This is a genomic window from Streptomyces sp. NPDC087300 (assembly GCF_044744425.1).
Lineage (GTDB): Bacteria > Actinomycetota > Actinomycetes > Streptomycetales > Streptomycetaceae > Streptomyces.
The window spans coordinates 467,269-490,882 of sequence record NZ_JBIUYI010000002.1 but is presented as its reverse complement, the minus strand read 5'-3'; the positions used below and the strand labels follow the sequence as shown (position 1 = coordinate 490,882).

The window sequence follows — 23,614 nt, the reverse complement described above, 5'->3', positions numbered from 1 at the left end:
GCCGGAGCCGGAAGAATGCGACGCACGCACCGGGGCGGTGGTCAGCAACAGTGGATGTCGGCCACGCAGAGCGCGGTCACGCCGAGCAGCGCCAGCTCGATGGCGGCGCTAGAGGGGGCGTGACGGTTCGACATGCGGAGAAATATGATCGAAGTTCCGGCGGATGTCAAAACGTCCGCCGGTGCGCCACGACCCCCCGGCTCAACTCTTGGGAAAGACCCAGGGGTTGGCCTTGCACTTGATCCCGTCATGATCGAGGAATTTGGTCTGCTGCTGCATGACGGGCGCGAGGTCGCCGTCCTTGGTGCAGTCCGTGTGGTTGTAGCCGAGCCGGTGCCCGACCTCGTGATTGATCAGCATCTGGCGGTACGGGAAGATGACGTTGCCGAATTCCTTCTGCACGGCGTCGCCGTAGGTCTTCGCGCCCTGCGCCCACCGATAGGCATTGATCATCACGCGTTCCGTCGCCGCGGAATCGCAGGAGACATTGTCCTGGGTCGTGTCGAGACCGGATTTCGCGCACCAGTCCGCGGTGGTTCCCGGGCTTGCGAGGGTGATGACGAAGTCGGGTTTGCCGGACGATATCCGCTCGAAGGTGCGGGCCTTCGCGTGGGCCCAACTCCGGTCGTCGTTCAGGGTCTTCTGCACGGCCTGCGCGAAGAGCTCGCCGTCCAGACCGAGCCCCTTCTCGACATCGACGCGATAGCGGAAAAGGCGTCCCTTGCCGGGGGCCTTGTCGAATCCGGATATCGCCTCGAAGTCCCCGGACGCCTTCAGCTTCGCGTCCAGCGGGTATTTCTTGCCCATCTTCTGCTCGTACGTCGCGGGGGCCGCTTCCCGGCCCTTCGGCGGGGTCGGCCGCGAGTCCGAACGTGAGGCGGGGTCGTCGGTGTCGCGCGCGCCGCCGCCGGGCACCGACTGGCTCTCGGCCGACGAGTCCTTGGACCCGCCGGCGACCTGTCCGGCCACCACGACCGCGAGCACGGTGGTCACCGCGGCGGCCGCGATACCGGCGAAGGCGCGCCCCTTGCCGCTCCTGCCGCCGCTCTCCGGCTCGGCCTCGGTCCCTGCGCCGTCCCCGCCGTCGGCGCCTTCGGTGGCGAGCGGGGGCTCGGCGTCCTCGTCCCAGTCGGTGACGGAGGCGTACGGGTCACGAGGCGGCGGAGGCGCGTCCTGAGCGGGCGAAGTCGTGACCTTCGGCGCCGCGGGGGCGCCGCGGCGCTGGTCGCCGCCCCGGTCGGGGAAGGCCGCGACGTACTCGCGCCGGGGCCCCGGCACCGTATATCCGGCGCCCATCCGCGGCCCGGCACCGGACCCTGAGACATCGCCCCAGCCGCCACCGGGCTCCCGCTGCTCGGGGTGTCCGCCCCGCACGTGCGGAACGCCTCGGGGCGGAGTGCCGTGCGCGGGAGTGCCATGGGCCGGGGTGCCGCCCGGCGTCGGTGTGGCCGTCGAGGCCGGTGCCGGTGCCTTCCGCCGGCGTCCCGTGCCGGGGGGCGGCGGGCGGTCCGCGCCCTGGGCGAGCGGTATGTCAGAGGTGTCCGTGGTGTTCTCGGTGTCGGCCGGACCGCTGCGGCTATGTCGTCCCACGCGCCGCCTCAGCTCCCCGAATCCATACGATGACTGGCCAACTCGCCCGTATCCACGAGGAGTTCGCGGAAGGCGGTGGCCACGCTCTCCGGATACTCCATCATGGCCACGTGCCCGGCCTCCGGCAGGGTCAGCAGTCGCGAGTCACGGAACGCGGCGGCCGCCTTGTGCGCCATGCGGTACGAGACGAGCAGATCGCGCCCGCCGTAGACGAGCAGGGTCGGCGCGAGCACCCGCTCCGCCTGCCGCCACAGTCCGTGCTGGCCGCCCAGCGTGTACGCGTTCACGATCCCGCGCGCCGAGCGCGCCATCGCGTCCCAGAAGTACGGGAGCTGGAGCCTGCGCTCCATCTCCCGCACCGCCGCGCTGAATCCCTCCGGTGTGACCCGGCCCGGATCGCCGTAACAGAGCCCCAGGACTCCCCGCACCCGCTGCTCGGCCGTCCACTCTTTGGTGAGCTTGGTGAAGAGCGCCGCGACGCCGGGCAGCGCGAGCAGCCCGGTCGGCAACGCGGTGCGCTGCACCCGCAGCTCGGGCAGCGCGGGCGAGATCAGCGTCAGCGTGCGGACGAGATCGGGGCGCACGGCGGCGACCCGAGTGGTCACGGCGCCGCCCAGCGAGTTGCCCACGAGGTGCACGGGGCCGCGGGCGCGGGCGTCGAGATAGCGGATGACCGCGCGGGCGTGCCCGGTGATCGAGTAGTCGCCGTCGTCCGGTGGCGGCGAGTCGCCGAACCCGGGCAGGTCGATCGCCTCGCAGTCCACGACGTCGTCGAGCAGCGGCATCAGGGCCGACCAGTTCTGCGAGGAGCCGCCGAGCCCGTGCACGTACAGCGCGGGCGGCAGTCCGGTGCCGGTCGACGGCCTGGACCGCACGTTCAGCGTGAGCCCTGGCAGGCCCACGGAGTCGAGCCGCTCGCCCTCCGCGACCGCCACGGCACCCGGCTTGGGGGCGACGGCACTGGCCAAGAGGTTCGGCAGCTCGGTCGAAGACATGCCGCAATGTTACGAGACGATCACGCGGTAGTTCACGTGTTCGCTGTCACAGATCGCACACAGCTCTCACACGGCTCCCGGGCCACCCGCCGAACGATCGCATAGCGCCCCGCCCGGCTCTCTCCTACGCTCATAGAAGAGGGCGAACAGGGCACTCGCACCACTAGGCACCACTAGGGAAGAGAGCCACGATGACCGTCGATCCCAGCGACCCGGACACCTTCGAGCCCGACGGCGCTCCAGCGGCGGCGGCCGAAGCCGACGTCGAGGCCCCGGAGGCCGACTCCGTCGAGCAGCACACGGATCTCACGCCCGAGCGCGACGACTCCTTGCGGGACGCCGACCCGGGCACCGCGAACGAGGCGGACCTCGCCGAACAGGCCCGCGTCGTCAGTCTCGACGAGGACGACTACCGCTAGGCCCGCGGCGACCTGCCCGTGTTTGCCCTGCTACGCGCAGTCGCTGGGCCCTTCTGCGGTGGTCCAGTACGTGAAATTCTGCGCTCGCACCGCGCACATCACTGTTACCGAAAAGTACGATGGCGGCGCGGCGCTCACCGCACATCGGACGATTGGGAGGCGGCGTGACAGCCATCGAGCAGACAGAGGCGGCACGCCCGCGGGGCACACGCCTGCCGCGCCGTGCCCGACGCAATCAGCTTCTGGGCGCGGCCCAGGAGGTATTCGTCGCACAGGGTTACCACGCGGCCGCGATGGACGACATCGCCGAGCGCGCCGGCGTCAGCAAGCCGGTGCTCTACCAGCACTTCCCGGGCAAGCTCGACCTCTATCTCGCCCTGCTCGACCAGCACTGCGAGTCACTGCTGCAGTCCGTCCGCACGGCGCTCGCGTCCACCACGGACAACAAGCTGCGCGTCGCCGCGACGATGGACGCCTACTTCGCGTACGTGGAGAACGAGGGCGGCGCCTTCCGGCTGGTCTTCGAGTCGGACCTGACCAACGAGGCGGCGGTCCGCGAGCGCGTGGACCGCGTCACGCTCCAGTGCGCCGAGGCGATCTGCGAGGTCATCGCCGAGGACACCGGCCTGCCCAGGGACGAGGCGATGCTCCTCGCCGTCGGCCTCGGCGGATACTCGCAGGTGGTCGCGCGCTACTGGCTGGCCAGCCGCAGCACGGTCCCCCGCGACAAGGCGGTGGAGCTGATCACCTCGCTGGCCTGGCGCGGTATCGCGGGCTTCCCGCTGCACGGCATCGAGGGCCACTGACCGTTCGCCTTTTTGTTCCCGCCGCGTGTTCGCTACCGGCGTTCATGGCCGCGTCCTTCCACGTCCCCTCACCGGGCTAATGTGTGCTGGGTACGGCGCGGACGGCCGCGCACAGACTGACCGTCGGAGGGACAAAGCCGTGGAGGTCAAGATCGGCGTGCAGTACGCGCCCCGCGAGATCGTGCTGGAGAGCGGCCAGAGTGCCGAGGAAATCGAGCGCGCGGTGTCCGAGGCGCTGACCGGCAAGTCGCCGCTGCTGAGCCTCGTGGACGACCACGGCCGCAAGGTCCTGGTTCCGGCCGACCGCCTCGCGTATGTGGAGCTCGGCGAGCCCACCGCGCGCAAGGTGGGCTTCAGCGCCCTGTAGGACGCACACACGAGAAGGGCCCGGTGGTCACCAACCACCGGGCCCTTCTTGCGTGTTGACCGGAACGGAGGTGCGGGTGCCGGATGACGGAGGGTTGCATTCCGGCCGCCTGGGGTAGACCGGCTACGACCGATTTGCACCTGGCCGCGAGGGAGGGCACCACCGTGATTCTGGAAGCACTCGGCGCGACATTGCTCGGCCTCGTCCTGGCATGGGCCGCCGCGCACCGCCTCGGCCACCGGCTGCCGGCGCGCAGCCTGGTCCTTGCGACGGGCCCCGCGGGCGCCCTCGTCGGCGCCTTCATCACCCACATGGCACTCGGCCCCGGCCACGCCCCCGCCACCCTGGCAGGCGCCCTGGCGGTCTCCGCGGCCCTGCTCTCACTCCTCCTCCGCCCCACCCGAAGCAGACTGCGCCACTCGGCAACGGCTTGAGGGGCGGGGGCTGAGGAGCCCCTGCAAGGGGTGCGGGCCGAGGGGGCGCGGGCTGAGGGCCCCTGTAGGGGCGCGGGGAACTGCGCGCCCAGCCTCCAAGCACCCGCACGGAACAACGCGCCGTCCAGAACCTCAAGGGGCGCGGGGAACTGCGCAAAAACCCCCAAGCACCCGCACGGAACAGCGCACCCCACGGTTCAGCTAGGCCGCAAGCCCCAACGCAGCCATCCGCTTCGTGTGCGCCTCAGTGATCCGAGAGAACATCCGCCCGACCTCCGCGAGGTCGAACCCGTCGGCCACGCCCCCGACCAGCATGGTCGACAGGGCGTCCCGGTCGGCGACCACCCGCTGCGACTGCGAGAGCGCCTCACCCATCAGCCGCCGCGCCCACAGCGCGAGCCGCCCGCCCAGCCGCGGATCCGCGTCGATCGCGGCGCGCACCTTCTCCACGGCGAAGCTGGCGTGCCCGGTGTCGTCCAGGACGCCCAGCACCAGCTCGCGGGTATCGGCGTCGAGCCTGGCCGCCACCTCGCGGTAGAAGTCGCTGGCGATCGAGTCACCGACGTACGCCTTGACCAGGCCCTCCAGCCAGTCCGACGGCGCGGTCTGCCGGTGGAAGCCGTCGAGCGCGGCGACGAACGGCTCCATCGCCTCGGTCGGCTCCGCGCCGATCGCCGAGAGCCGGTCCCTGAGCTGCTCGAAGTGGTGGAACTCGGCCGACGCCATCTTCGCGAGCTCCGCCTTGTCGCCGAGTGTCGGCGCCAGCTTCGCGTCCTCCGCGAGCCGCTCGAACGCCGCGAGCTCCCCGTAGGCGAGCGCACCGAGGAGGTCCACGACCGCGGCGCGGTAGTGCGGCTCGGCGGAAGCTTTCGCCCAGTCCTGGGCGGCGACTCCGGTCGGTTCGGGGGCGGATTCAGCAGGGGTGTCAGGAGTCTCCATGAAGCGCACAATAGCCCGCCTGCCGTAACGCGGAAGGCCCTGGTCATGCACTGTGACCACGACCATGTGACCAATTCGCCGGACACGCATGCGAGATTCCGGGGTACAGTGGTAATGCGCCCGCTGAATATTCGACGGGCCGTACGAATGAGGATGCCCGGTCGGTGGCCCGATCGGCTCCGACCTGACAGCCCTCCAGGCGGCCCGCACAGTGCGGACGGCACGGGGAGGGAACCTCAGCGGTACGAGCGCTCGAGCGCAGGCAGTGGTCCCGCGCCCCCGGCCCGCCCCCCAAGCAGCCGGCGGTAGTGGCACGGTCACGACCCCCAGCGTTCGCCTCGGACTGCGTCCACAGAAGAGGCAATGCCCTGACTACGACTTTCCGCGATCTCGGAATTCTCCCCGAGACGGCCGAGGCCCTTGAGGCCGTCGGCATCATCAATCCCTTTCCCATCCAGGAGATGACGCTCCCCGTCGCCCTTTCCGGCACGGACGTCATCGGCCAGGCCAAGACCGGCACCGGCAAGACGCTCGGCTTCGGACTCCCGCTCCTGGAGCGCGTGATCGTCCCCGCCGACGTCGAGGCGGGCCGCGCCGAGCCCGAGCAGCTGACCGAGGCGCCGCAGGCCCTCATCGTCGTCCCCACCCGCGAGCTCTGCCAGCAGGTGACGAACGACCTGCTGACCGCGGGCAAGGCGCGCAACGTCCGCGTGCTCGCCATATACGGCGGCCGTGCCTACGAACCGCAGGTCGAGGCCCTCAAGAAGGGCATCGACATCGTCGTCGGCACCCCCGGCCGACTGCTCGACCTCGCGGGCCAGCGCAAGCTCGACCTCAAGCACGTCAAGTGCCTGGTCCTCGACGAGGCCGACGAGATGCTCGACCTGGGCTTCCTGCCCGACGTCGAGAAGATCATCAACATGCTTCCCGTGAAGCGCCAGACGATGCTGTTCTCGGCGACCATGCCGGGCGCCGTCATCGGCCTCGCCCGTCGCTACATGTCGCAGCCCACGCACATCCGCGCCACCGCGCCGGACGACGAGGGCCAGACCGTCGCGAACACGAAGCAGCACGTGTACCGCGCGCACAACATGGACAAGCCCGAGATGGTCTCGCGCATCCTCCAGGCCGAGGGCCGCGGACTCGCGATGATCTTCTGCCGTACGAAGCGGACCGCCGCCGACATCGCCGAGCAGCTGGAGAAGCGCGGCTTCGCCTCGGGCGCCGTGCACGGCGACCTCGGCCAGGGCGCCCGCGAGCAGGCGCTGCGCGCGTTCCGCAACGGCAAGGTGGACGTGCTCGTCTGCACCGACGTCGCCGCGCGCGGCATCGACGTCGGTGGCGTCACGCACGTCATCAACTACCAGTCCCCCGAGGACGAGAAGACCTATCTGCACCGCATCGGCCGCACCGGCCGCGCGGGCGCCAAGGGCATCGCGATCACGCTGGTCGACTGGGACGACATCCCGCGCTGGCAGCTGATCAACAAGGCCCTCGACCTGGGCTTCCCTGACCCGGTGGAGACGTACTCCAGCTCGCCGCACCTGTACGAGGAGCTCGACATCCCGGTGGGCACCAAGGGTGTTCTGCCGCGCGCCGAGCGGACCCGTGCGGGTCTGGGCGCGGAGGAGATCGAGGACCTCGGCGAGACCGGTGGCCGCGGCGGCCGTGGCAGCGGCGGCCGCTCCGGTGGTCGTACGCAGGACCGCGACCGGGGCCGGGACCGCGACCGCGGCCGGGACCGTTCGGGTCCGGCCGCTGCCGAGGAGGAGCGCCCCGCGCGCACCCCGCGGCGCCGCCGTCGTACGCGTGCCGGCAGCCCGCTGGACGCCACGGCGACCACGACCGCCACGACCGCGCCGGTCACGCCCGCCGCTGCTCCGGAGGCCATCGCGGCCCCCGAGGCGACGGAGCCGCGCACCCCGCGCCGTCGCCGCCGCACCCGCGGCGGTGCCGCGTCGGAGGCCCTGGCCACGGCCGAGGGCACGACGACCGTGACCGAGGCCCCCGCGGCCGAGCCCGTCGTGGAGGCCGCCGAGGCCGAGGCCCCGGTGTCCAAGCCCCGTCGTCGTACGCGCAAGGTCGCGGAGAAGGTCGCCGAGGCGGCCGTCCCCGAGGTCGAGGCCGAGGCCCCGGCCGAGAAGCCCAAGCGCAAGCCGCGCAAGACCGCCGCGGCCAAGGCCGCCGAAGCCGTCGAGGTCGCGGAGGTCGCCGAGACCGCTGAGGCCCCGGCCGCCAAGCCGCGCCGCCGCACCCGCAAGGCCGCCGAGGTCGCGGTGGACACCGCCGAAGGCGCCACGGAGGTGGCCGAGGCCCCCGCCGAGAAGCCGAAGCGCCGGACCCGCAAGGCCGCCGCCGCGGTCGAGACGGCCGAGCCCGTCGTGGAGGCCGTCGAGGCCGAGGCCCCGGTGTCCAAGCCCCGTCGTCGTACGCGCAAGGTCGCGGAGAAGGTCGCCGAGGCGGCCGTCCCCGAGGTCGAGGCCGAGGCCCCGGCCGAGAAGCCCAAGCGCAAGCCGCGCAAGACCGCCGCGGCCAAGGCCGCCGAAGCCGTCGAGGCCGAGATCCCCGCGCAGTCCGCGGAGGAGCCGAAGCCGAAGCGCCGGACCCGCAAGGCCGCCGCCGCTCCGGTGGAAGCGGCCGAGGCAGCCGCGGAGAAGCCGAAGCGCCGTACGCGCAAGAAGGCCGAGCCCGTGGAGGCCACGGAGAGCTGACGCCGGCTCACGCGCTCGTACGAAGGCCCGCCCCCATTCGGGGCGGGCCTTCGCGCGTCGTACAACCACCGGGGCCCTTCACCGGTCATCCAGGACGACAGCGGATCATCCGGAACAAGCGGAACAGAGGACGAATCTCGATGCACGCTCGCTCCCTTCTCGCGGCCGCGGCCGCGGCCACGGCCGGCCTCGGTGCCACCCTGCTGACCTTCGCCCCCGCCGCGGGGGCCCACCCCGCCGACTCCGCCGCCCGCGCGGCCACCTGCAAGGAGGCGTCGCTGCGCGTGGCGGCGTCCGCGTCGGACGAGGCCGGCGTCCTCCGCGTCAGCGTCACCAACCGCGGCCCGGCCTGTGTCGTCGACCGCATCCCGACCATCACCTTCGGCGACCTCGACGGCGCGGCCCAGCCGGTGCCGCCCGGCGAGAGCGCCCCGTACCGGCTCGCCACGGGACGTACGGCGTACGCGGCCGTGCGCACCGTCGACGACCCCGGCAATCCGCAGGCCCGCGTCGTGGACTTCGTGACCGTCGCGGGCGATCCCTCGCACGCGGGCCGCAGCTTCACCGCCGACGCCCTCGGCCTGCCCGACGGCGTGCGCGTCTGGGAGCCGGTGACCACGTGGTGGAAGCCGACGCGGGCCCAGGCCGACGCCGCGCTGCCTTCCTGAGGCTTGGGAGACGGGCCGTCCGCCCTCGTCCGGCACCACGGTGACCGGCGGGGGCGGGCGGCCCTCGGGCACGCTGCCGCGCGGTGCGGCCGACCGGTTAGCCTCGGCCCATGAGCAGGCCTCCCACCTTCGTCCCGCCCGCGTGCGCCACCGCGCGCACCCTCCGGACCGACCGCGGCGACTTCGCGGTGCTCGACGCGGTCCCGCCGCCCGGCGTTCCGGTCAGAGGGGCCGTCCTCATGCTGCCCGGCTTCACCGGCAGCAAGGAGGACTTCATCGCCCTCCTGGAGCCGATCGCCGCCGCGGGCTACCGCGCGGTCACGGTGGACGGCCGCGGCCAGTACGAGAGCGCGGGCCCCGACGACGAATCGGCCTACGCCCAGGAGGAGTTGGCCCGCGACGTGCTGGCCCAGGCGGCGGTGCTCACCGCCGACGAGGGCACCGGACCGCTCGCCCTGCTCGGCCACTCCCTCGGCGGCCAGGTCGCCCGCGCCGCCGTGCTCCGTTCCCCCGGCGCCTTCGCGTCGCTCACGCTCATGTCGTCGGGCCCCGCCGCGATCGCCCCCACCCAGCAGGCCCGCGCCAAGATGCTCGCCGACGCCCTCCAGGTGATGTCGATGGACGAGGTCTGGCAGGCGATGCGGGCCATGGAACCGCCGCCGCCCGAGGACGCGGACACCGGCGCGGACGACAGCGAGGCGCTGCGCGCCCGCTGGCTGCGGCACAACCCCGCGCAGCTCGTCGCCACCGGCAGGCAGCTCTCCACCGAACCGGACCGGGTGGCCGAGCTCGCCGCCGTGCCGCTGCCCAAGCACGTGCTCTCGGGCGAGCGCGACGACACCTGGCCCGTGCCGCTCCTGGACGACATGGCGCGGCGTCTGGGGGCCCGCCGCTCGGTGATCGCGGGGGCCGAGCACTCGCCGAACACGGACCGTCCCGCGCAGACGGCGGCGGCCCTGATCGCCTTCTGGGACGGCGTCTGACCGGCCGCTGACCGGCCACTACGGAGTCAGTACTGCGTCTGCAGGTGGTCCCAGAACCCGTCGCGCAGCGCCCTGCGCAGGTCCGACTGGCCGCGCAGCGAGTACTGGAGGAGACGCTCCGCCTCGACGAGGAGCTCCTGGTCCACCGAGCCCGGCAGGTACGGGTGTCCGGGCAGCAGCCCCACCAGCGCCTCGCGCCCCCGGGCGGCGAGCCACTTCGCGGCGATCTGGGCGCCGACGAAGCGGACGTCGTCCCGTGAGGGCCGGTGCGCGGAGGGGCCCGCCTCGTACGTCGTGGCCGCGCGCCGCGTCACGTACGGCTTGAAGAAGTCGAGGTCGAAGGTGCGCTGGCTGTCGACCTCCCAGAGCAGCGGCTCCGCCTGGTTGCGTCCTTCGGGCGCCTCGATGCCCCAGAGGTGGACCCGCGCGCCGTACCCCTGCGCGGCCTCGACCGCGGAGACCAGGTCCTCGTCGCCGCCGATCAGCGCGGCGTCGCTGATGGCCCGGTGCCTGGCGAGGGACTCCAGGTCGGTCCTGATCAGCGAGTCGACGCCCTTCTGCTGATTGTTGGCGTTCAGGTTGCCGAGCCTGACCTTGACGTCGGGCAGCTCGGCGATGGACTGCTGCTCGGTGGTGTGGATGCGGCGCCTGGCGCCGTCGTACCAGTAGACGCGCAGCAGGCGGCTGTCCGCGAAGATCGTGCGGGCCTTGTCGATGAGCGCCTCGATGAGCCCTTCGGCGTCGAGGTCGAAGGCCCGCCGGTCCTCGGTGCCCGCGGCGAGCCGGCCCGCCGCTGCGTAGAGATATCCGGCGTCGACGAAGATCGCGTGCGTCGACGGGGTCTTGGCGACCTCGGCGAGCATCCGCTCTAGGAGGCCGTTGGCGCGCTCCAGCTGGGCGCTGATGTCGGCAGCGCTGATCTCGTCCGCGCCCGGGTCGCCCGCGTCGGGGGCGGCTGCGCTGTGGTCGGCGTCGTTCATAGGTGTCCCAGTCTCCCGCCGGTCACACAGCGAACACAACCGGTCCCGCTACTCGTAGGTAATTAGGTTCTCGAAAAATTTCCTTAGCGTAGGGAATGTTTGCTGGTGGCAACTCGTTGTACCCATCAGGAACGCGAGGCGCTCCCGCCCCGCGACCCACACTTATCGGTCGGGCACCGGCCTGGCCGAACTCAGTAGTTCTCCTTCAGGAGGATGACCAGACGAAGGGAGAAGCCACTATGCGCTTCGAGATCATGCGACTTGACGACGTCGACGGTTCCGCCGTGGACAGCACCGTCGTGGACGCCGCCTCCGTCAACCGGATCGTGCAGCAGGCCGCAGCCATAGGCCAGCGCATCTACATCCGCCCGGCCGAATCCACGGCCTCGTAACGCTCATGTATGACGCCATGTGATGTGACGACGTAGACGCCGAAGGGCCCCGTACGGATGCGTACGGGGCCCTTTCGCATGTCCGGTTCGCATGTCCGGCGGCGGGAAGCCTCAGCTCCCGTTGATCACCTGCGTCACGCCGTTGATGATCTGCTGCACGGCGATGGCGGAGAGCATCATGCCCGCGAGCCGGGTCACCAGGACCACGCCGCCGTCCTTGATCACGCGGATGATCAGCAGCGAGTACCGCATCACCAGCCACAGCACCACGTGCATCGCCACGATCGCCGACCAGACGGAGATCTGCGTGGCGGCGCTGTGCGCGTTCTGCACGGCCAGGATGACCGAGACGATCGCGCCGGGACCGGCGAGCAGCGGCATGCCGAGCGGCACGAGCGCGACGTTGACGTCCTTGGTCTGCTTCGGCTCGTCGGTCTTGCCGGTGAGCAGGTCGAGCGCGATGAGCAGCAGCAGGAGACCGCCCGCGATCATCAGCGCGGGCACGGAGACATGCAGGTAGTCGAGGATCTGGTGGCCCACGAGACCGAAGACGGCGATCACGCCGAAGGCGACGCAGACGGCCTGGAAGGCCATCCGCTGCTGCACCTTGGCGGGACGCCCGGCGGTCAGGCCGAGGAAGATCGGGGTGATCCCAGGGGGGTCCATGATCACGAACAGCGTGAGGAAGAGGGATCCGAAAACGGCAACGTCGAACACAGTGATGGCCTTGCGGAGAGTCGTACGAAGGAGCCGCGCCGGTCGGCGCCGGGCACGGGGCACGGCAGCCACCGCCGCGGAAGGGACGCAGTGGTGTGCGGGTGTCGCGAGGTGTTACGCGGCGGAGTGTCCGCCCGCGCCCGGCACGGGGAACGCCCCCGTCGCGCGGCGGGTGATCTCGCCGTAGATCTCGGGGTCGGTGGTGAACTCCCCGAGCACGCACGTCTTGCGACTGCCGTGGTAGTCGCTGGACCCGGTGGCGAGCAGGCCCAGGTCCGCCGCGAGCCCGCGCAGCCGGGCGCGGGTCTCGGGCGCGAGGCCCGCGTGTTCCGGGTGGGCGACCTCGATGCCGTCGAGGCCCGCCGCGGCGAGCCGGGCTATCGCGGCCTCGGGCACCACCTGGCCGCGCTTGACGGCGGCGGGGTGCGCGAAGACGGTGACGCCGCCGGCCGCCTTGACCAGGCGGATGGCGTCGAAGGGGTCGAGCTCGTGCTTGCCCGCGTACGCGCGGCCGCCGTCGGCGAGCCACTCGGGCGTGAAGGCGTCGGAGACGGTCGGCACGACGCCCAGCTCGACGAGGGCCTCGGCGACGTGCGGACGCCCGACGGATCCGTCGCCCGCGATGCGCGCGACCTGCTCCCAGGTCACCGGGACGCCGAGTTCCTGGAGCTTGCCGACCATCGCCTGGGCGCGCGGCACCCGGTCGTCCCTGACCAGCTCGCGCTCGCGGGCCAGCTCGGGCTCTTCGGGGTCGAAGAGGTACGCCAGCATGTGCAGGCCCACGCCGTCGAGGCGGCAGGAGAGCTCGGCCCCGGTGACGAGGGTGAGTCCGGCGGGCAGCGCGTCGATGGCCTCCGCGTATCCCCTGGTGGTGTCGTGGTCGGTGAGCGCGACGACGTCAAGGCCGGCGGCGGCGGCGTTGCGCACCAGCTCGGCGGGGGTGTCCGTGCCGTCGGATGCGGTGGAGTGGGTGTGCAGATCGATGCGCACGCTGCGGACTCCAGGCTCTGACGGGGTGGCATAAGGGGACGGTCAAGGATAACGGGAATCGAACGCTCCACCCGCCCCGGCGGACGAGGCGTCGCTCACGGACCGGCCCCGTGGCTGGTGCCCCGGCCCGCGGGCCCGCGCCGGGGTTTCGCGCAGTTCCCCGCGCCCCTTCATTACGGCGCCCAGCCGCGACGGGCCCGCGGATCGGTGACGGCCGCAGGAGACAGGGGGCGCGGGGAACTGCGCGATCCCCGGTGCGGGCCCCGCGAACCAAGGGCATGAAGCACCCCACCGCCCAACACCTACGGCGTGATCAACCGAGGTGACAGCGCCCCGCACGGGAGCAGATCCACTTCCGCCCCCGCGTCCCGCAAATCCGTGAGGACCAGCTCGTCGTACATGAGGAGCCCCGACTGCTCCGGCCACGCGATGGCCCACAGCCACAGGCCCCGCGCCTCGCCCGCGAAGACGGCGCGGTCGTCCGGGGTGCCGGACACGTGCCACATCGGGGTGGGCCGGCCGGCCGCGAGGACCTTGGCCTGCGGGGGTTTCTCGACGCTCATGGAGGGCCCGGGGTCGGGTCCGTCGATGCCCGCGTAGCGCGCGCCGAGACCGACGCCCAGTTCCTCGGCGACGAGCACCAGCTCTCCGACGCCGCCGAGCGGGGCGGGCCCCGAGCAGGCCACCGCCGTCGCCCTGCCGCCGCTGCGATCGTCGCCCGCGCAGGCCACGCCCGTGAACAGCCAGCCGACCGGCAGCGGCCACGGCATCCACACCGGCACCTGCGCACGGTGCACCACGACTTGGAGGGCCTCGACGCTGGGCGGGATCACGGGCTGCAGCGGGTGCACGGTGCCGTGCACATCGCACTGCCAGGAGTCGGCAAAGAGACCGGGAGCCCTGACCCGGCCACCACACTTCGGGCAACTGGGTTCGCCCCTCATAGCGCCCAACGGTCCTCCCCGGTCGTCCCCCCGTCAAGGACGATCACCCGTCCGGTGGCGCCGTCACCAGGCAAAACTACATGTAGCTTGCATCCTTTAGGCTCCCTAACTTAATATGTGTATACGTCAACGACCTCAGTGGAAGCAGTGAAGGAGCGGCTGTATGAACAGCAGTACGGGAGGCCCCGCCGAAGGGGATCCGTTCGACGCGGGAGCGACCAGCCTCCTGCGCCAGCCGAAGGCCGTCTGGGCCACGGCGGGCGCGTCCGTCGTGGCCTTCATGGGCATCGGGCTCGTCGACCCGATCCTGCCCTCCATCGCCAAGGGCCTGGACGCGAGCGCCAGCCAGGTCTCGCTCCTGTTCACCTCGTACTTCCTGATCACCGCCGTCGCGATGCTGGTGACCGGCTTCGTCTCCAGCCGCATCGGCGGCAAGAAGACCCTGCTCCTCGGGCTCGCGCTCGTCGTCGTCTTCGCGGCCCTGTCCGGTACGTCGGGCTCGGTCGGTGAACTCGTCGGGTTCCGGGCGGGCTGGGGCCTGGGCAACGCGCTCTTCGTGTCGACCGCCCTCGCCGTCATCGTCGGCGCGGCGGCCGGCGGCAGCGCGGCCGCGATCCTGCTCTACGAGTCGGCCCTCGGCCTCGGCATGGCCTGCGGCCCCCTGGTCGGCGCGCTGCTCGGCGACGCCAGCTGGCGCTACCCGTTCTTCGGCACCGCCGCGCTGATGGCGATCGGTTTCCTCTGCATCACGGCGTTCCTCAAGGAGCAGCCGAAGCCCGCGCGGAAGACGTCACTGCTCGACCCGGTCAAGGCGCTCGGCCACGGCGGACTCGCCTCCGTGGCGGCCTCGGCGTTCTTCTACAACTACACGTTCTTCACCGTGCTGGCCTTCACGCCGTTCGTGCTGAACATGACGCCGTACAAATCGGGCGCGGTCTTCTTCGCCTGGGGCGTGCTGCTCGCGGTCTTCTCGGTGCTCGTCGCGCCGCGGCTGCAAGAGCGGTTCGGTTCCCTGAAGGTGCTCGGCGGCTCGCTGGTGCTCCTCGCCGCGGACGTCCTCGTACTCGGGTACGGCAACCACACCGCCGCCGTCGTCTGCACGATCCTGTCCGGTGCCTTCATCGGCGTGAACAACACCGTCTACACCGAACTCGCCCTCGGCGTATCCGACGCGCCGCGCCCGGTGGCCAGCGCCGGCTACAACTTCGTGCGCTGGTTCGCCGCGGCCGCCGCGCCGTTCTTCGCGCCGAAGATCGAGGAGTGGAGCAACATCCACATCCCGTTCGTGGTCGCGGCCGTCACCGCGGTGCTCGGCGCGGTCGTGGTCTGGGTCCGCAAGGAGGCCCTCACCCACGAGGCCGAGGAGCTCCAGCCGCGGCACGCCACCGAGGACGGCGTCACCGTCTTCGCCAACTGAGCGCCTCGGGGCGGTACTTCAGTCCAGCGGGACGGACTTGCGCAGCGGATCGCGCAGGTCCGTCCCGCTGTTCAGCCAGCGCTCCTGCAAGGCCGCCGCGCCGTGCACCCGCTTCCACGCCGCCTCGTTGGGCGTCATGGGCAGCAGCGGCAGGAAACGTACGGGTTCCAACGGCTCGTCGAGGTCCAGGTCCTCGACCAGGCCGCCAGGCTCGGCGACCAGGACCGAGGTGAACGGCGCGCCCGGCCACAGCGGTTCGCCCACGTCGAGGGAGGCGCCGGGCGCCACGACGAGGCCCTCGACCTGGGGCGAGGCGGCGAGAACGGCCAGCGGGCGCAGCACCTTGTCGGTGTCGGCGAGCCCTCCCCGTACCGAGAGGACCAGCTCCGCGCGCGGGCCCTTGACCGGGTCGGCGAGCGCGGCGGTGGGGTCCGTCATCGGCTGGAGCGACATGCCGAGCGTGGCGTAGCGCACGATGTCGCCGTCCGTGAACCTCAGCACTTCGAAGCGGTCGGTGCCGAGGAAGGTCACCGCGGCGCGCGCGTCGGGTTCCCCCAGGCCAGTACGGAGACGGGCCTCGACGAGGGCAAGAACATCAGCCATGACGCGAGCATAGAACTCGTCAGTGAAGCGCAAAGCGGGGGCTTGACACTTCAGTCGGCTGATAGTGTTGGCCGCTGGCTCAGGGCAGCGCGCAGAAGCGTCGCTTTCAAGCCCTGCGGACAGACACTGACTTTGCGCCACGGGTGCAGAGGGCGCATGGGACTTCCCTTACGGGGGACCGGCCGGAGGAGGTGGGGCTGCAATGGACCGAAGTCGACCGTGCAGTACCACCCGCTCTTCCGCCCGGTGAATCACGCAGCCCGGTAGCTGCGCCAGCACACACACGCACCGCATGCGCCGTTCGTGCCGTGTGCGACGGAAGAGCACTTCGTTTTCACCTGATCTGTCTGAGTTCCCTGATCTGTGTCAGTAGCGAAGCTGCCACCGCGACGGTGCGGTGCTCCCCGCTTTGTGGACGTGCCAAACATTCCCGCAGTAGGACGTCCCCATTCCGGGCAGTTCCAACCGTCGCAGGCGGCCTCCGTCGAAGGAGCCTGCCCATGTCGATGATCCGCGACCTTCGTGCCGCCGTACGCCCCTCGCTGCGCAAGGACGGCGGCGGCTATCCCTCGTCCTCCGCGTCCCCGTACCCGTACGACGCGACCCGTGACGCGGCGTCAGCCGTCGTCGACTGCGCCGTCTACCGGGACGGGCGGCGCCTGGAGTGCGCCGACGCCCTCACGCCGCACGAGGCGATGCTGGAGGTGCGCAAGCGGGGCGGCTTCGCGTGGATCGGCCTGCACGAGCCGACCGAGGCCGAATTCGCCGGTATCGCGGCCGAGTTCGGGCTGCACCCGCTCGCCGTGGAGGACGCGGTCCACGCGCACCAGCGCCCCAAGCTGGAGCGCTACGACGACACGCTGTTCACCGTCTTCAAGACCATCCACTACGTGGAGCACGACGAACTCACCGCCACCAGCGAGATCGTGGAGACCGGCGAGGTGATGTGCTTCACCGGCCGGGACTTCTTCATCACCGTGCGGCACGGCGGGCACGGCTCGCTGCGCGCCCTGCGCCGCCGCCTCCAGGAGGACCCCGAGCTGCTCGCCAAGGGCCCCTCCGCCGTCCTGCACACCATCGCCGACCACGTCGTCGACGGCTATCTCGCGGTCGCCGACGCCATGCAGGACGACATCGACGACGTGGAGAGCGAGGTGTTCTCCGCGCCGAGCAAGGGCAAGGGCAGCTCGCGCGGTGTCGACGCCGGGCGGATCTACCAGCTCAAGCGCGAGGTCCTGGAGTTCAAGCGGGCCGTCTCCCCGCTGCTGCGGCCGATGCTGCTGCTCAGCGAGCGGCCGATGCGGCTCGTCGACCCCGACATCCAGAAGTACTTCCGTGACGTCGCCGACCACCTGACGCGCGTGCAGGAGCAGGTGATCGGCTTCGACGAGCTGCTCAACTCGATCCTCCAGGCCAACCTCGCGCAGGCCGCCGTCGCGCAGAACGAGGACATGCGCAAGATCACCTCGTGGGCGGCGATCATCGCCGTGCCGACGGCCGTCTGCGGCGTCTACGGCATGAACTTCGATCACATGCCCGAGCTGCAGTGGCGCTACGGCTACCCGATGGTGCTCGCCCTCATCGGCGGCGCCTGCTTCGCGATCCACCGCACCCTGAAGCGCAACGGCTGGCTGTGACGGCCCCGCTCCGGCCACGGCCGGCCGCGCACGTCACTCGATAGGCTGCCGCCATGACTGCTGACCCGCTGCTCGGCCGCGCCCTCGTCGAGGAGGCCACCAAGAAGTCCGGCCTCATCTGGGTACAGGGCGAGGACTCCCCCGCCCGTGCGCTGTGGCACGTATGGCACGAGGGCGCCGCGCACCTGGTCGGCGACGGTCCCGGCGAGCAGCCGCTGCCCGGCCTCGTCGACGGGGGCACCGCCGAGGTGACCGTACGCAGCAAGGACAAGGGGGGCCGGGTGGTCGCCTGGACCGGGCGGGTCAGCGAACTGGCGCCCGGCTCCGAGCCGTGGGACGCGGCGGTCGCCGAGCTCAAGGGGAAGCGGCTCAACGCGTCCGACGCGGAGGGGATCACCGTGCGGTGGGCCGAGCAGTGCCGGGTCGTTCGGCTGACCCCGTTGGACGGGGTCGCCGAGTTGCCCGAGGAGTCGCTGGCGGCCGCGCCGTTGCCGACCGTGGCGACTACGCGGCAGGCGGTGCCGGGGGCGTTGCCGCGGTTGCTTTTCAAGCGGAAGCGGCGCTGAACTCCGGGACGTTCGCCGGCTGCGGGCCTGTTGTGGTTGCTCGCGCAGTTCCCCGCGCCCCTGAAGGGGCTTTCGCCCCCCTACGACGTCGGCAGCTGCTTGCCGTAGTCGACCAGCTCCGTCTTGTCCGGCTCCGCGACCTTGAAGTCCTTGCCCCAGTCCGTGAGTTTGAGGGTGCCCGCGTCGCCGCCGCGGTCCAGGCGCAGGGGGTAGGGCTTGCCGTCCAGGGAGACGGTGAGCGTGCCGCCCGCGCCGTCGTCGCCGGTGATCTTGATGCTGGGCACCGAGCCCGTACTGCCGCGGTCGCCCTTGGCCAGCTCGCCGTGGAGCGTGAGCATGCCGTCCAGGAGCAGCTTCTTGTCCGTGAAGCCGCTCAGCTGCTCGTAGGCGGGGTCGCCCTCGGGGACCTTGACGTACTTGCCGTCCAGCTTGGCCGCGGCCGCCTCGTCCCCCTGCGCGCCCTTCCCGTCGCCCTGGCCCTTCTTGTGCGTCCAGAACTCCGAGTCGGCCTTCAGGTAGAGCTGCTCGCCGACGCGCAGGAGCTGGAACGTCTGGCCCTTGGAGGTGACGGTGCCGGTGCCGCCCTCGTCCTTGACCTGCATGTCGAGGCTGTAGGTGTGGTTCTTGCTCACCACGGTGCCGGAGAGCCGCACGGCGGACGCGGCCTCGGCCGCGCTGCTCGACTTGCTCTGGATCTTCGTGGCGGTCAGCTTGCCGACGCCGTTGGTGCCCGCGTCCGGGTCCTCGCTGCTGCACCCCGTCAGACTGGTGCCACCCGCCACCAGGCCCGCGCACATGGCGCTCACGAGTGCGGCCCTGCGGGTCCGGCTTGCCAGGGGAAGTGCGGTCACAGGTGGCGCTGCCTCTCGTGCGGACGGCCTCTACGGCTTCGGCAGTACGGCAGCGTACCTGTGCCGACCGAGTGGTACGGCGCCAGTCCGTCCGGACCCTCCGCCGGGGCGCATCCGACGGGGACGGGCTAGCCTGAAGCCCGTATTGCCGGATCAAGGGGGATGAATCCCCAGGTGAGAAGGGAGCGCACAGATGGCGGCAGGCGCCCCCAGAGTCTTCGTCTCGCACCTCTCCGGCGTCCCCGCGTTCGACCCGAACGGCGACCAGGTGGGCCGGGTGCGCGACGTGGTCGTGATGCTCCGGGTCGGGCGCAGGCCCCCGCGGCTGCTCGGCCTGGTCGTGGAGCTCTCGACGCGGCGGCGGATCTTCCTGCCGATGACCCGCGTCACCGGCGTCGAGTCCGGCCAGGTCATCATCACGGGCGTACTGAACGTGCGGCGCTTCGAGCAGCGGCCGACGGAACGGCTCGTCCTCGGCGAGATGCTCGACCGCAGGGTCAATCTCGTCGACACGGGCGAGGAGGTGACCGTCCTCGACGTGTCGGTCCAGCAACTTCCCGCCCGCCGCGACTGGGAGATCGACCGGGTCTTCGTACGCAAGGGGAAAGGCGGAACGTTCCGGCGTAAGGGCGAGACGCTCACCGTCGACTGGTCGGCCGTCGACGGCTTCTCGCTGGAGGAGCACGGGCAGGGCGCGGAGAACCTGCTCGCCACCTTCGAACAGCTGCGCCCCGCCGACCTCGCCAACGTGCTGCACCATCTGTCGCCGAAGCGCAGGGCAGAGGTCGCGGCCGCCCTCGACGACGACCGGCTCGCCGACGTCCTCGAAGAGCTCCCCGAGGACGACCAGATCGAGATCCTCGGCAAGCTCAAGGAGGAGCGCGCCGCGGACGTCCTTGAGGCCATGGACCCCGACGACGCCGCCGACCTGCTCGCCGAGCTGCCCGAGGACGACAAGGAGCGGCTGCTCACCCTGATGCAGCCGGACGACGCGGCCGACGTGCGGCGCCTGATGGCGTACGAGGAGCGCACCGCGGGCGGTCTGATGACCACCGAGCCGATCGTGCTGCGCCCGGACGCCACGGTCGCCGACGCCCTCGCCAGGGTCCGCATGGAGGACCTCTCCCCCGCGCTCGCCGCCCAGGTGTACGTGTGCCGCCCGCCGGACGAGACGCCGACCGGCAAGTACCTGGGCACCGTGCACTTCCAGCGGCTGCTGCGCGATCCGCCCTACACGCTGGTCGGCTCGATCCTCGACGACGACCTGCTGCCCCTCGCCCCGGACGCCACCCTGCCCGCCGTCGCCGGGTTCTTCGCGACGTACGACATGGTGGCCGCGCCCGTCGTCGACGAGGGCGGCGCGCTGCTCGGGGCGGTCACCGTCGACGACGTACTGGACCACATGCTGCCCGACGACTGGCGTGAGACGGAGTTCCATCTGGAGGAGGAGGGGGCCGGACATGGCGGCTGACCGCGACCGCGAGAACCGCGCCGAGCAACGGCCCTCCCGGTTCCGTCTGGACCAGCCGCGCGTCCCGCGCACCAAGCTGCTGCCCGACTACGACCCGGAGGCGTTCGGGCGGATGTCGGAGCGGATCGCCCGCTTCCTCGGCACGGGCCGGTTCATCGTCTGGATGACGGTCGTCATCATCATGTGGGTGGTGTGGAACATCGCCGCCCCCGACGCCTACCGCTTCGACCAGTACCCGTTCATCTTCCTGACCCTGATGCTCTCGCTCCAGGCGTCGTACGCCGCGCCGCTGATCCTGCTCGCGCAGAACCGCCAGGACGACCGCGACCGCGTCAACCTCGAACAGGACCGCAAGCAGAACGAGCGCTCCATCGCGGACACCGAGTACCTCACCCGCGAGATCGCCTCGCTGCGCATGGGACTCGGCGAGGTCGCCACCCGCGACTGGATCCGCTCCGAACTCCAGGACCTGGTCAAGGAGCTGGAGGAGCAGCGCGCCCTATTCCCGCAGGAGCACCGGCGGGGAAGTGATGTAGGCGACCGTTGACGGGCCTTTCCCGGCCGGGGACACCCCGCCGTACTATCGGTCCTATGGCTACGGAAGACGCGGTGCTTGAAGCACTGGCGACGGTGAACGACCCCGAGATCCAGCGACCCATCACCGAGTTGGGGATGGTCAAATCGGTGGACATCGCCGCCGACGGGGCGGTGGCGGTCACCGTGTACCTGACGGTCTCCGGCTGCCCGATGCGCGAGACGATCACCAAGAACGTGACGGACGCGGTCGCCGCCGTCGAGGGCGTCACCCGCGTCGACGTCACGCTCGACGTGATGAGCGACGACCAGCGCAAGGAGCTCGCCGCCGCGCTGCGCGGCGGCACCGCCGAGCGCGAGGTCCCCTTCGCCAAGCCCGGCTCCCTCACCCGTGTCTACGCGGTCGCCTCCGGCAAGGGCGGCGTCGGCAAGTCCTCGGTGACGGTGAACCTCGCGGCCGCGATGGCGGCCGACGGCCTGAAGGTCGGCGTCGTGGACGCGGACATCTACGGCCACTCCGTCCCCCGGATGCTGGGCGCCGACGGCAAGCCCACCCAGGTCGAGAACATGATCATGCCGCCGTCCGCGAACGGTGTGAAGGTCATCTCCATCGGCATGTTCACCCCGGGCAACGCACCGGTCGTGTGGCGCGGCCCGATGCTGCACCGCGCCCTCCAGCAGTTCCTCGCGGACGTCTTCTGGGGCGACCTGGACGTGCTGCTCCTCGACCTGCCGCCGGGCACCGGCGACATCGCGATCTCCGTGGCGCAGCTCGTGCCGAACGCCGAGATCCTCGTCGTCACCACGCCCCAGCAGGCCGCGGCCGAGGTCGCCGAGCGCGCCGGTTCCATCGCCGTGCAGACCCACCAGAAGATCGTCGGCGTCGTCGAGAACATGTCGGGGCTGCCCTGCCCGCACTGCGACGAGATGGTCGACGTGTTCGGCACGGGCGGCGGCCAGCGGGTCGCCGAGGGCCTCACGAAGACGACCGGCGCGACGGTCCCCGTCCTCGGCTCCATCCCGATCGACGTACGCCTGCGCGAGGGCGGCGACGAGGGCAAGCCGGTCGTCCTGACCGACCCGGAGTCCCCCGCGGGCTCGGCGCTGCGCGCCATCGCGGGCAAGCTGGGCGGCCGCCAGCGCGGTCTTGCGGGCATGTCGCTCGGGGTCACGCCGCGCAACAAGTTCTGAGACCCGTAAGGGGCGCGGGGAACTGCGCGAGCGGCCACGAACCGGCCCGCACAGAACCACGCGCCCCACGGAGTGTCAGGCGTACTCGGCGATGTCCTTGATGACGGCGAAGCCGAGCCCGTACGCACTCATCCCGCGCCCGTAGGCGCCGAGGTGCACGCCCTCCTTCGTGGAGCCCGCGAGGACCCAGCCGAACTCGGACTCGCGGTAGTGGAACGGCGTCGGCACCCCGTCCACCGGCAGGGAGAGCGCCGACCAGTCGGAGCCCTCCAGGTCGTCCGCGAGGACCCAGGCCGTCTCCGTCTGCTGGTCCAGCCAGTCGTCGCGCAGCGTGTGGTCCATCTGCCCCGGCCAGGTGTGCGACAGCAGGCCCACTCCGGCGAGCCAGGCCGCCGAGGAGACCGAGGTGGCCTCCAGGACGCCGGTGCCGTCCGAACTGCGCCGCACGGGATTGGCCGCCACGGTCACCACGACCGCGAAGCGCTCCTTGTCGCTGGTGCCGAGGGTCCCCTCGGCACGGACCGACGGCTCGTCGCCGTGCCCGATCGAACCGTGCTCCACGGCACCGTCCGCCGTCGCGCCGACCTGCATCAGCCAGCGCTGCCCCGTGAAGGCCTCGTCAAGGCCGTACCAGGGGAAGGGCGCCAGCAGGTAGCCGTCGACCGTGCGCCGGGCGGAGGGCACCGCTTGTGCGGTGCCGTCCGCGGCCGGCGCCTGCGCGCCTACCCGACTTGTCGTCTCCATGTACCCGGCCGCCTCCTCGCTCTCGTCGGTCCGGAGCGGCCCGCCCCCCTCGGGCGTCCTCACGCCGGACAACAAGGCAGGATAGCCACACCCGTTCCCGGCGGTGGCTCAGGCGATGGCTCAGGTGGCGTCCGCGTCGAACGGCGGACGGTCGCCGGCCTCGAGCTTCTTGGGTTCCGCGGGCTTCTTCAGCATGTCGACGCGGGCCCCCTTGGAGAGCGCGACGGGCGCCTCGGAGGAGTCGCCGGAGTCATCCGAGGAAGTGCTCTCGCGGCCGTGCACCGCGTCCGCGACCTCGTTCATCTCCTTCTTGAGGTCGAACCCGTTACGGATTTCCTTGAGCCCGAGCTCGTCGTTGTCGAGCTGCTTGCGGATGAACTTCTTCGGGTTCAGGTCCTCGAACTCGAAGTCCTTGAACTCCGGTCCCAGCTCTTCCCTAATGTCCGCCTTCGCACTGTCCGAGAACTCGCGGATCTTGCGGATGGTGCGGGAGATGTCCTGGATGACCTTCGGCAGCTTGTCGGGGCCGAAGATGAGCACGGCGAGGACGACCAGCGTCACTATCTCGAGTGCGCCAATGTCATTGAACACCTTGAGCTCCTTGCGATGTCCTCAGCCCGTTGTCCTCAGCCCGTTGCGTGGTCTGGACCGTGACCACGGTACCC

General features: G+C 71.2%; 26 protein-coding genes. 14 read left to right on the top strand and 12 right to left on the bottom strand.

The window, feature by feature from the left end:
• Positions 1–41: 41 nt before the first annotated feature.
• The 3 genes from ACIO9J_RS07850 to ACIO9J_RS07840 all read right to left on the bottom strand — a co-directional run bounded on the left by ACIO9J_RS07850 (position 42) and on the right by ACIO9J_RS07840 (position 2,585).
• Positions 42–134, bottom strand: coding sequence for an Ms4533A family Cys-rich leader peptide (locus tag ACIO9J_RS07850; protein ID WP_317850838.1), 93 nt, complete (start codon positions 132–134; stop codon positions 42–44).
• A gap of 67 nt (positions 135–201) precedes the next feature.
• Positions 202–1,590: a DUF3152 domain-containing protein gene (locus ACIO9J_RS07845; protein WP_401994229.1), complete on the bottom strand. Its 1,389-nt coding sequence runs from the start codon at positions 1,588–1,590 to the stop codon at positions 202–204.
• Positions 1,591–1,598: 8 nt separating this feature from the next.
• On the bottom strand, positions 1,599–2,585 hold the full coding sequence (locus tag ACIO9J_RS07840; protein WP_401994226.1) for an alpha/beta fold hydrolase: 987 nt from the start codon (positions 2,583–2,585) through the stop codon (positions 1,599–1,601).
• 191 nt (positions 2,586–2,776) lie between these two features.
• Between ACIO9J_RS07840 and ACIO9J_RS07835 the strand changes: the two genes are divergently transcribed.
• The 4 genes from ACIO9J_RS07835 to ACIO9J_RS07820 all read left to right on the top strand — a co-directional run bounded on the left by ACIO9J_RS07835 (position 2,777) and on the right by ACIO9J_RS07820 (position 4,611).
• A complete protein-coding gene (locus ACIO9J_RS07835) occupies positions 2,777–3,004 on the top strand; it encodes a hypothetical protein (RefSeq protein WP_401994223.1) in 228 nt (75 codons plus the stop codon).
• A 164-nt stretch (positions 3,005–3,168) separates the two neighbouring features.
• Positions 3,169–3,810 (top strand): TetR/AcrR family transcriptional regulator, encoded by a 642-nt coding sequence (locus ACIO9J_RS07830; RefSeq protein ID WP_401994220.1) that lies wholly within the window; start codon positions 3,169–3,171, stop codon positions 3,808–3,810.
• A 139-nt stretch (positions 3,811–3,949) separates the two neighbouring features.
• Positions 3,950–4,177, top strand: a complete 228-nt coding sequence (locus ACIO9J_RS07825; RefSeq protein WP_055543834.1) for a DUF3107 domain-containing protein — start codon at positions 3,950–3,952, stop codon at positions 4,175–4,177.
• Positions 4,178–4,341: 164 nt separating this feature from the next.
• The gene (locus ACIO9J_RS07820; RefSeq protein ID WP_401994217.1) at positions 4,342–4,611 is read left to right on the top strand and encodes a hypothetical protein; all 270 of its coding nucleotides are present in this window, start codon (positions 4,342–4,344) and stop codon (positions 4,609–4,611) included.
• A 201-nt stretch (positions 4,612–4,812) separates the two neighbouring features.
• On the opposite strand, the gene ACIO9J_RS07815 is transcribed toward ACIO9J_RS07820, so the two are convergent.
• A complete protein-coding gene (locus tag ACIO9J_RS07815) occupies positions 4,813–5,550 on the bottom strand; it encodes a ferritin-like fold-containing protein (protein WP_401994214.1) in 738 nt (245 codons plus the stop codon).
• A gap of 461 nt (positions 5,551–6,011) precedes the next feature.
• Here ACIO9J_RS07815 and ACIO9J_RS07810 point away from each other — a divergent pair, with 461 nt between their 5' ends.
• The 3 genes from ACIO9J_RS07810 to ACIO9J_RS07800 all read left to right on the top strand — a co-directional run bounded on the left by ACIO9J_RS07810 (position 6,012) and on the right by ACIO9J_RS07800 (position 9,912).
• Positions 6,012–8,261, top strand: a complete 2,250-nt coding sequence (locus ACIO9J_RS07810; protein WP_401994211.1) for a DEAD/DEAH box helicase — start codon at positions 6,012–6,014, stop codon at positions 8,259–8,261.
• A 140-nt stretch (positions 8,262–8,401) separates the two neighbouring features.
• On the top strand, positions 8,402–8,929 hold the full coding sequence (locus ACIO9J_RS07805) for a DUF4232 domain-containing protein (protein ID WP_401994208.1): 528 nt from the start codon (positions 8,402–8,404) through the stop codon (positions 8,927–8,929).
• A 110-nt stretch (positions 8,930–9,039) separates the two neighbouring features.
• Complete coding sequence (locus ACIO9J_RS07800) at positions 9,040–9,912, top strand: alpha/beta fold hydrolase (protein WP_401994206.1); 873 nt, start codon at positions 9,040–9,042, stop codon at positions 9,910–9,912.
• Positions 9,913–9,938: 26 nt separating this feature from the next.
• On the opposite strand, the gene ACIO9J_RS07795 is transcribed toward ACIO9J_RS07800, so the two are convergent.
• The gene (locus ACIO9J_RS07795; protein WP_401994203.1) at positions 9,939–10,892 is read right to left on the bottom strand and encodes an NYN domain-containing protein; all 954 of its coding nucleotides are present in this window, start codon (positions 10,890–10,892) and stop codon (positions 9,939–9,941) included.
• Between the two features lie 239 nt (positions 10,893–11,131).
• Between ACIO9J_RS07795 and ACIO9J_RS07790 the strand changes: the two genes are divergently transcribed.
• Positions 11,132–11,284, top strand: coding sequence for a hypothetical protein (locus tag ACIO9J_RS07790; RefSeq protein ID WP_401994200.1), 153 nt, complete (start codon positions 11,132–11,134; stop codon positions 11,282–11,284).
• Positions 11,285–11,395: 111 nt separating this feature from the next.
• Here the strand turns inward: ACIO9J_RS07790 and ACIO9J_RS07785 are convergent, their stop codons facing one another.
• The 3 genes from ACIO9J_RS07785 to ACIO9J_RS07775 form a co-directional block, all read right to left on the bottom strand.
• Positions 11,396–12,001 carry a MarC family protein gene (locus ACIO9J_RS07785; RefSeq protein ID WP_401994198.1) on the bottom strand — a complete coding sequence of 202 codons (606 nt, stop codon included), beginning with the start codon at positions 11,999–12,001 and terminating at the stop codon, positions 11,396–11,398.
• 114 nt (positions 12,002–12,115) lie between these two features.
• Complete coding sequence (locus ACIO9J_RS07780) at positions 12,116–12,991, bottom strand: PHP domain-containing protein (protein ID WP_401994195.1); 876 nt, start codon at positions 12,989–12,991, stop codon at positions 12,116–12,118.
• A gap of 302 nt (positions 12,992–13,293) precedes the next feature.
• On the bottom strand, positions 13,294–13,935 hold the full coding sequence (locus tag ACIO9J_RS07775) for a DUF6758 family protein (protein WP_401994192.1): 642 nt from the start codon (positions 13,933–13,935) through the stop codon (positions 13,294–13,296).
• A 163-nt stretch (positions 13,936–14,098) separates the two neighbouring features.
• On the opposite strand from ACIO9J_RS07775, the gene ACIO9J_RS07770 reads away from it, so the two are divergent.
• Entirely contained in the window at positions 14,099–15,352 is a 1,254-nt protein-coding gene (locus ACIO9J_RS07770; protein ID WP_401994189.1) for an MFS transporter, read from the top strand.
• A gap of 18 nt (positions 15,353–15,370) precedes the next feature.
• Here the strand turns inward: ACIO9J_RS07770 and ACIO9J_RS07765 are convergent, their stop codons facing one another.
• Entirely contained in the window at positions 15,371–15,955 is a 585-nt protein-coding gene (locus ACIO9J_RS07765) for a suppressor of fused domain protein (RefSeq protein WP_401994187.1), read from the bottom strand.
• Between the two features lie 500 nt (positions 15,956–16,455).
• On the opposite strand from ACIO9J_RS07765, the gene ACIO9J_RS07760 reads away from it, so the two are divergent.
• The gene (locus ACIO9J_RS07760) at positions 16,456–17,592 is read left to right on the top strand and encodes a magnesium and cobalt transport protein CorA (protein ID WP_401994184.1); all 1,137 of its coding nucleotides are present in this window, start codon (positions 16,456–16,458) and stop codon (positions 17,590–17,592) included.
• 53 nt (positions 17,593–17,645) lie between these two features.
• Complete coding sequence (locus ACIO9J_RS07755; RefSeq protein ID WP_401994181.1) at positions 17,646–18,158, top strand: hypothetical protein; 513 nt, start codon at positions 17,646–17,648, stop codon at positions 18,156–18,158.
• An 80-nt stretch (positions 18,159–18,238) separates the two neighbouring features.
• Here ACIO9J_RS07755 and ACIO9J_RS07750 read toward each other — a convergent pair whose 3' ends face one another.
• Positions 18,239–18,955 (bottom strand): hypothetical protein, encoded by a 717-nt coding sequence (locus tag ACIO9J_RS07750; RefSeq protein WP_401995894.1) that lies wholly within the window; start codon positions 18,953–18,955, stop codon positions 18,239–18,241.
• A gap of 247 nt (positions 18,956–19,202) precedes the next feature.
• Here ACIO9J_RS07750 and ACIO9J_RS07745 point away from each other — a divergent pair, with 247 nt between their 5' ends.
• Genes ACIO9J_RS07745 through ACIO9J_RS07735 form a run of 3 tightly spaced genes read left to right on the top strand, consistent with a single transcriptional unit; the run spans position 19,203 to position 22,205 of the window.
• Positions 19,203–20,480, top strand: coding sequence for a magnesium transporter MgtE N-terminal domain-containing protein (locus tag ACIO9J_RS07745; protein ID WP_401994178.1), 1,278 nt, complete (start codon positions 19,203–19,205; stop codon positions 20,478–20,480).
• Positions 20,470–21,027 (top strand): DUF1003 domain-containing protein, encoded by a 558-nt coding sequence (locus ACIO9J_RS07740; protein ID WP_401994175.1) that lies wholly within the window; start codon positions 20,470–20,472, stop codon positions 21,025–21,027. The genes ACIO9J_RS07745 and ACIO9J_RS07740 overlap by 11 nt, the downstream gene beginning before the upstream one ends.
• Before the next feature lie 44 nt (positions 21,028–21,071).
• On the top strand, positions 21,072–22,205 hold the full coding sequence (locus ACIO9J_RS07735) for an Mrp/NBP35 family ATP-binding protein (protein ID WP_401994172.1): 1,134 nt from the start codon (positions 21,072–21,074) through the stop codon (positions 22,203–22,205).
• A gap of 75 nt (positions 22,206–22,280) precedes the next feature.
• Here ACIO9J_RS07735 and ACIO9J_RS07730 read toward each other — a convergent pair whose 3' ends face one another.
• Positions 22,281–22,949 (bottom strand): hypothetical protein, encoded by a 669-nt coding sequence (locus ACIO9J_RS07730; RefSeq protein WP_401994170.1) that lies wholly within the window; start codon positions 22,947–22,949, stop codon positions 22,281–22,283.
• Positions 22,950–23,069: 120 nt separating this feature from the next.
• Positions 23,070–23,540 carry a sec-independent translocase gene (locus ACIO9J_RS07725; protein WP_401994167.1) on the bottom strand — a complete coding sequence of 157 codons (471 nt, stop codon included), beginning with the start codon at positions 23,538–23,540 and terminating at the stop codon, positions 23,070–23,072.
• Positions 23,541–23,614: the final 74 nt, after the last annotated feature.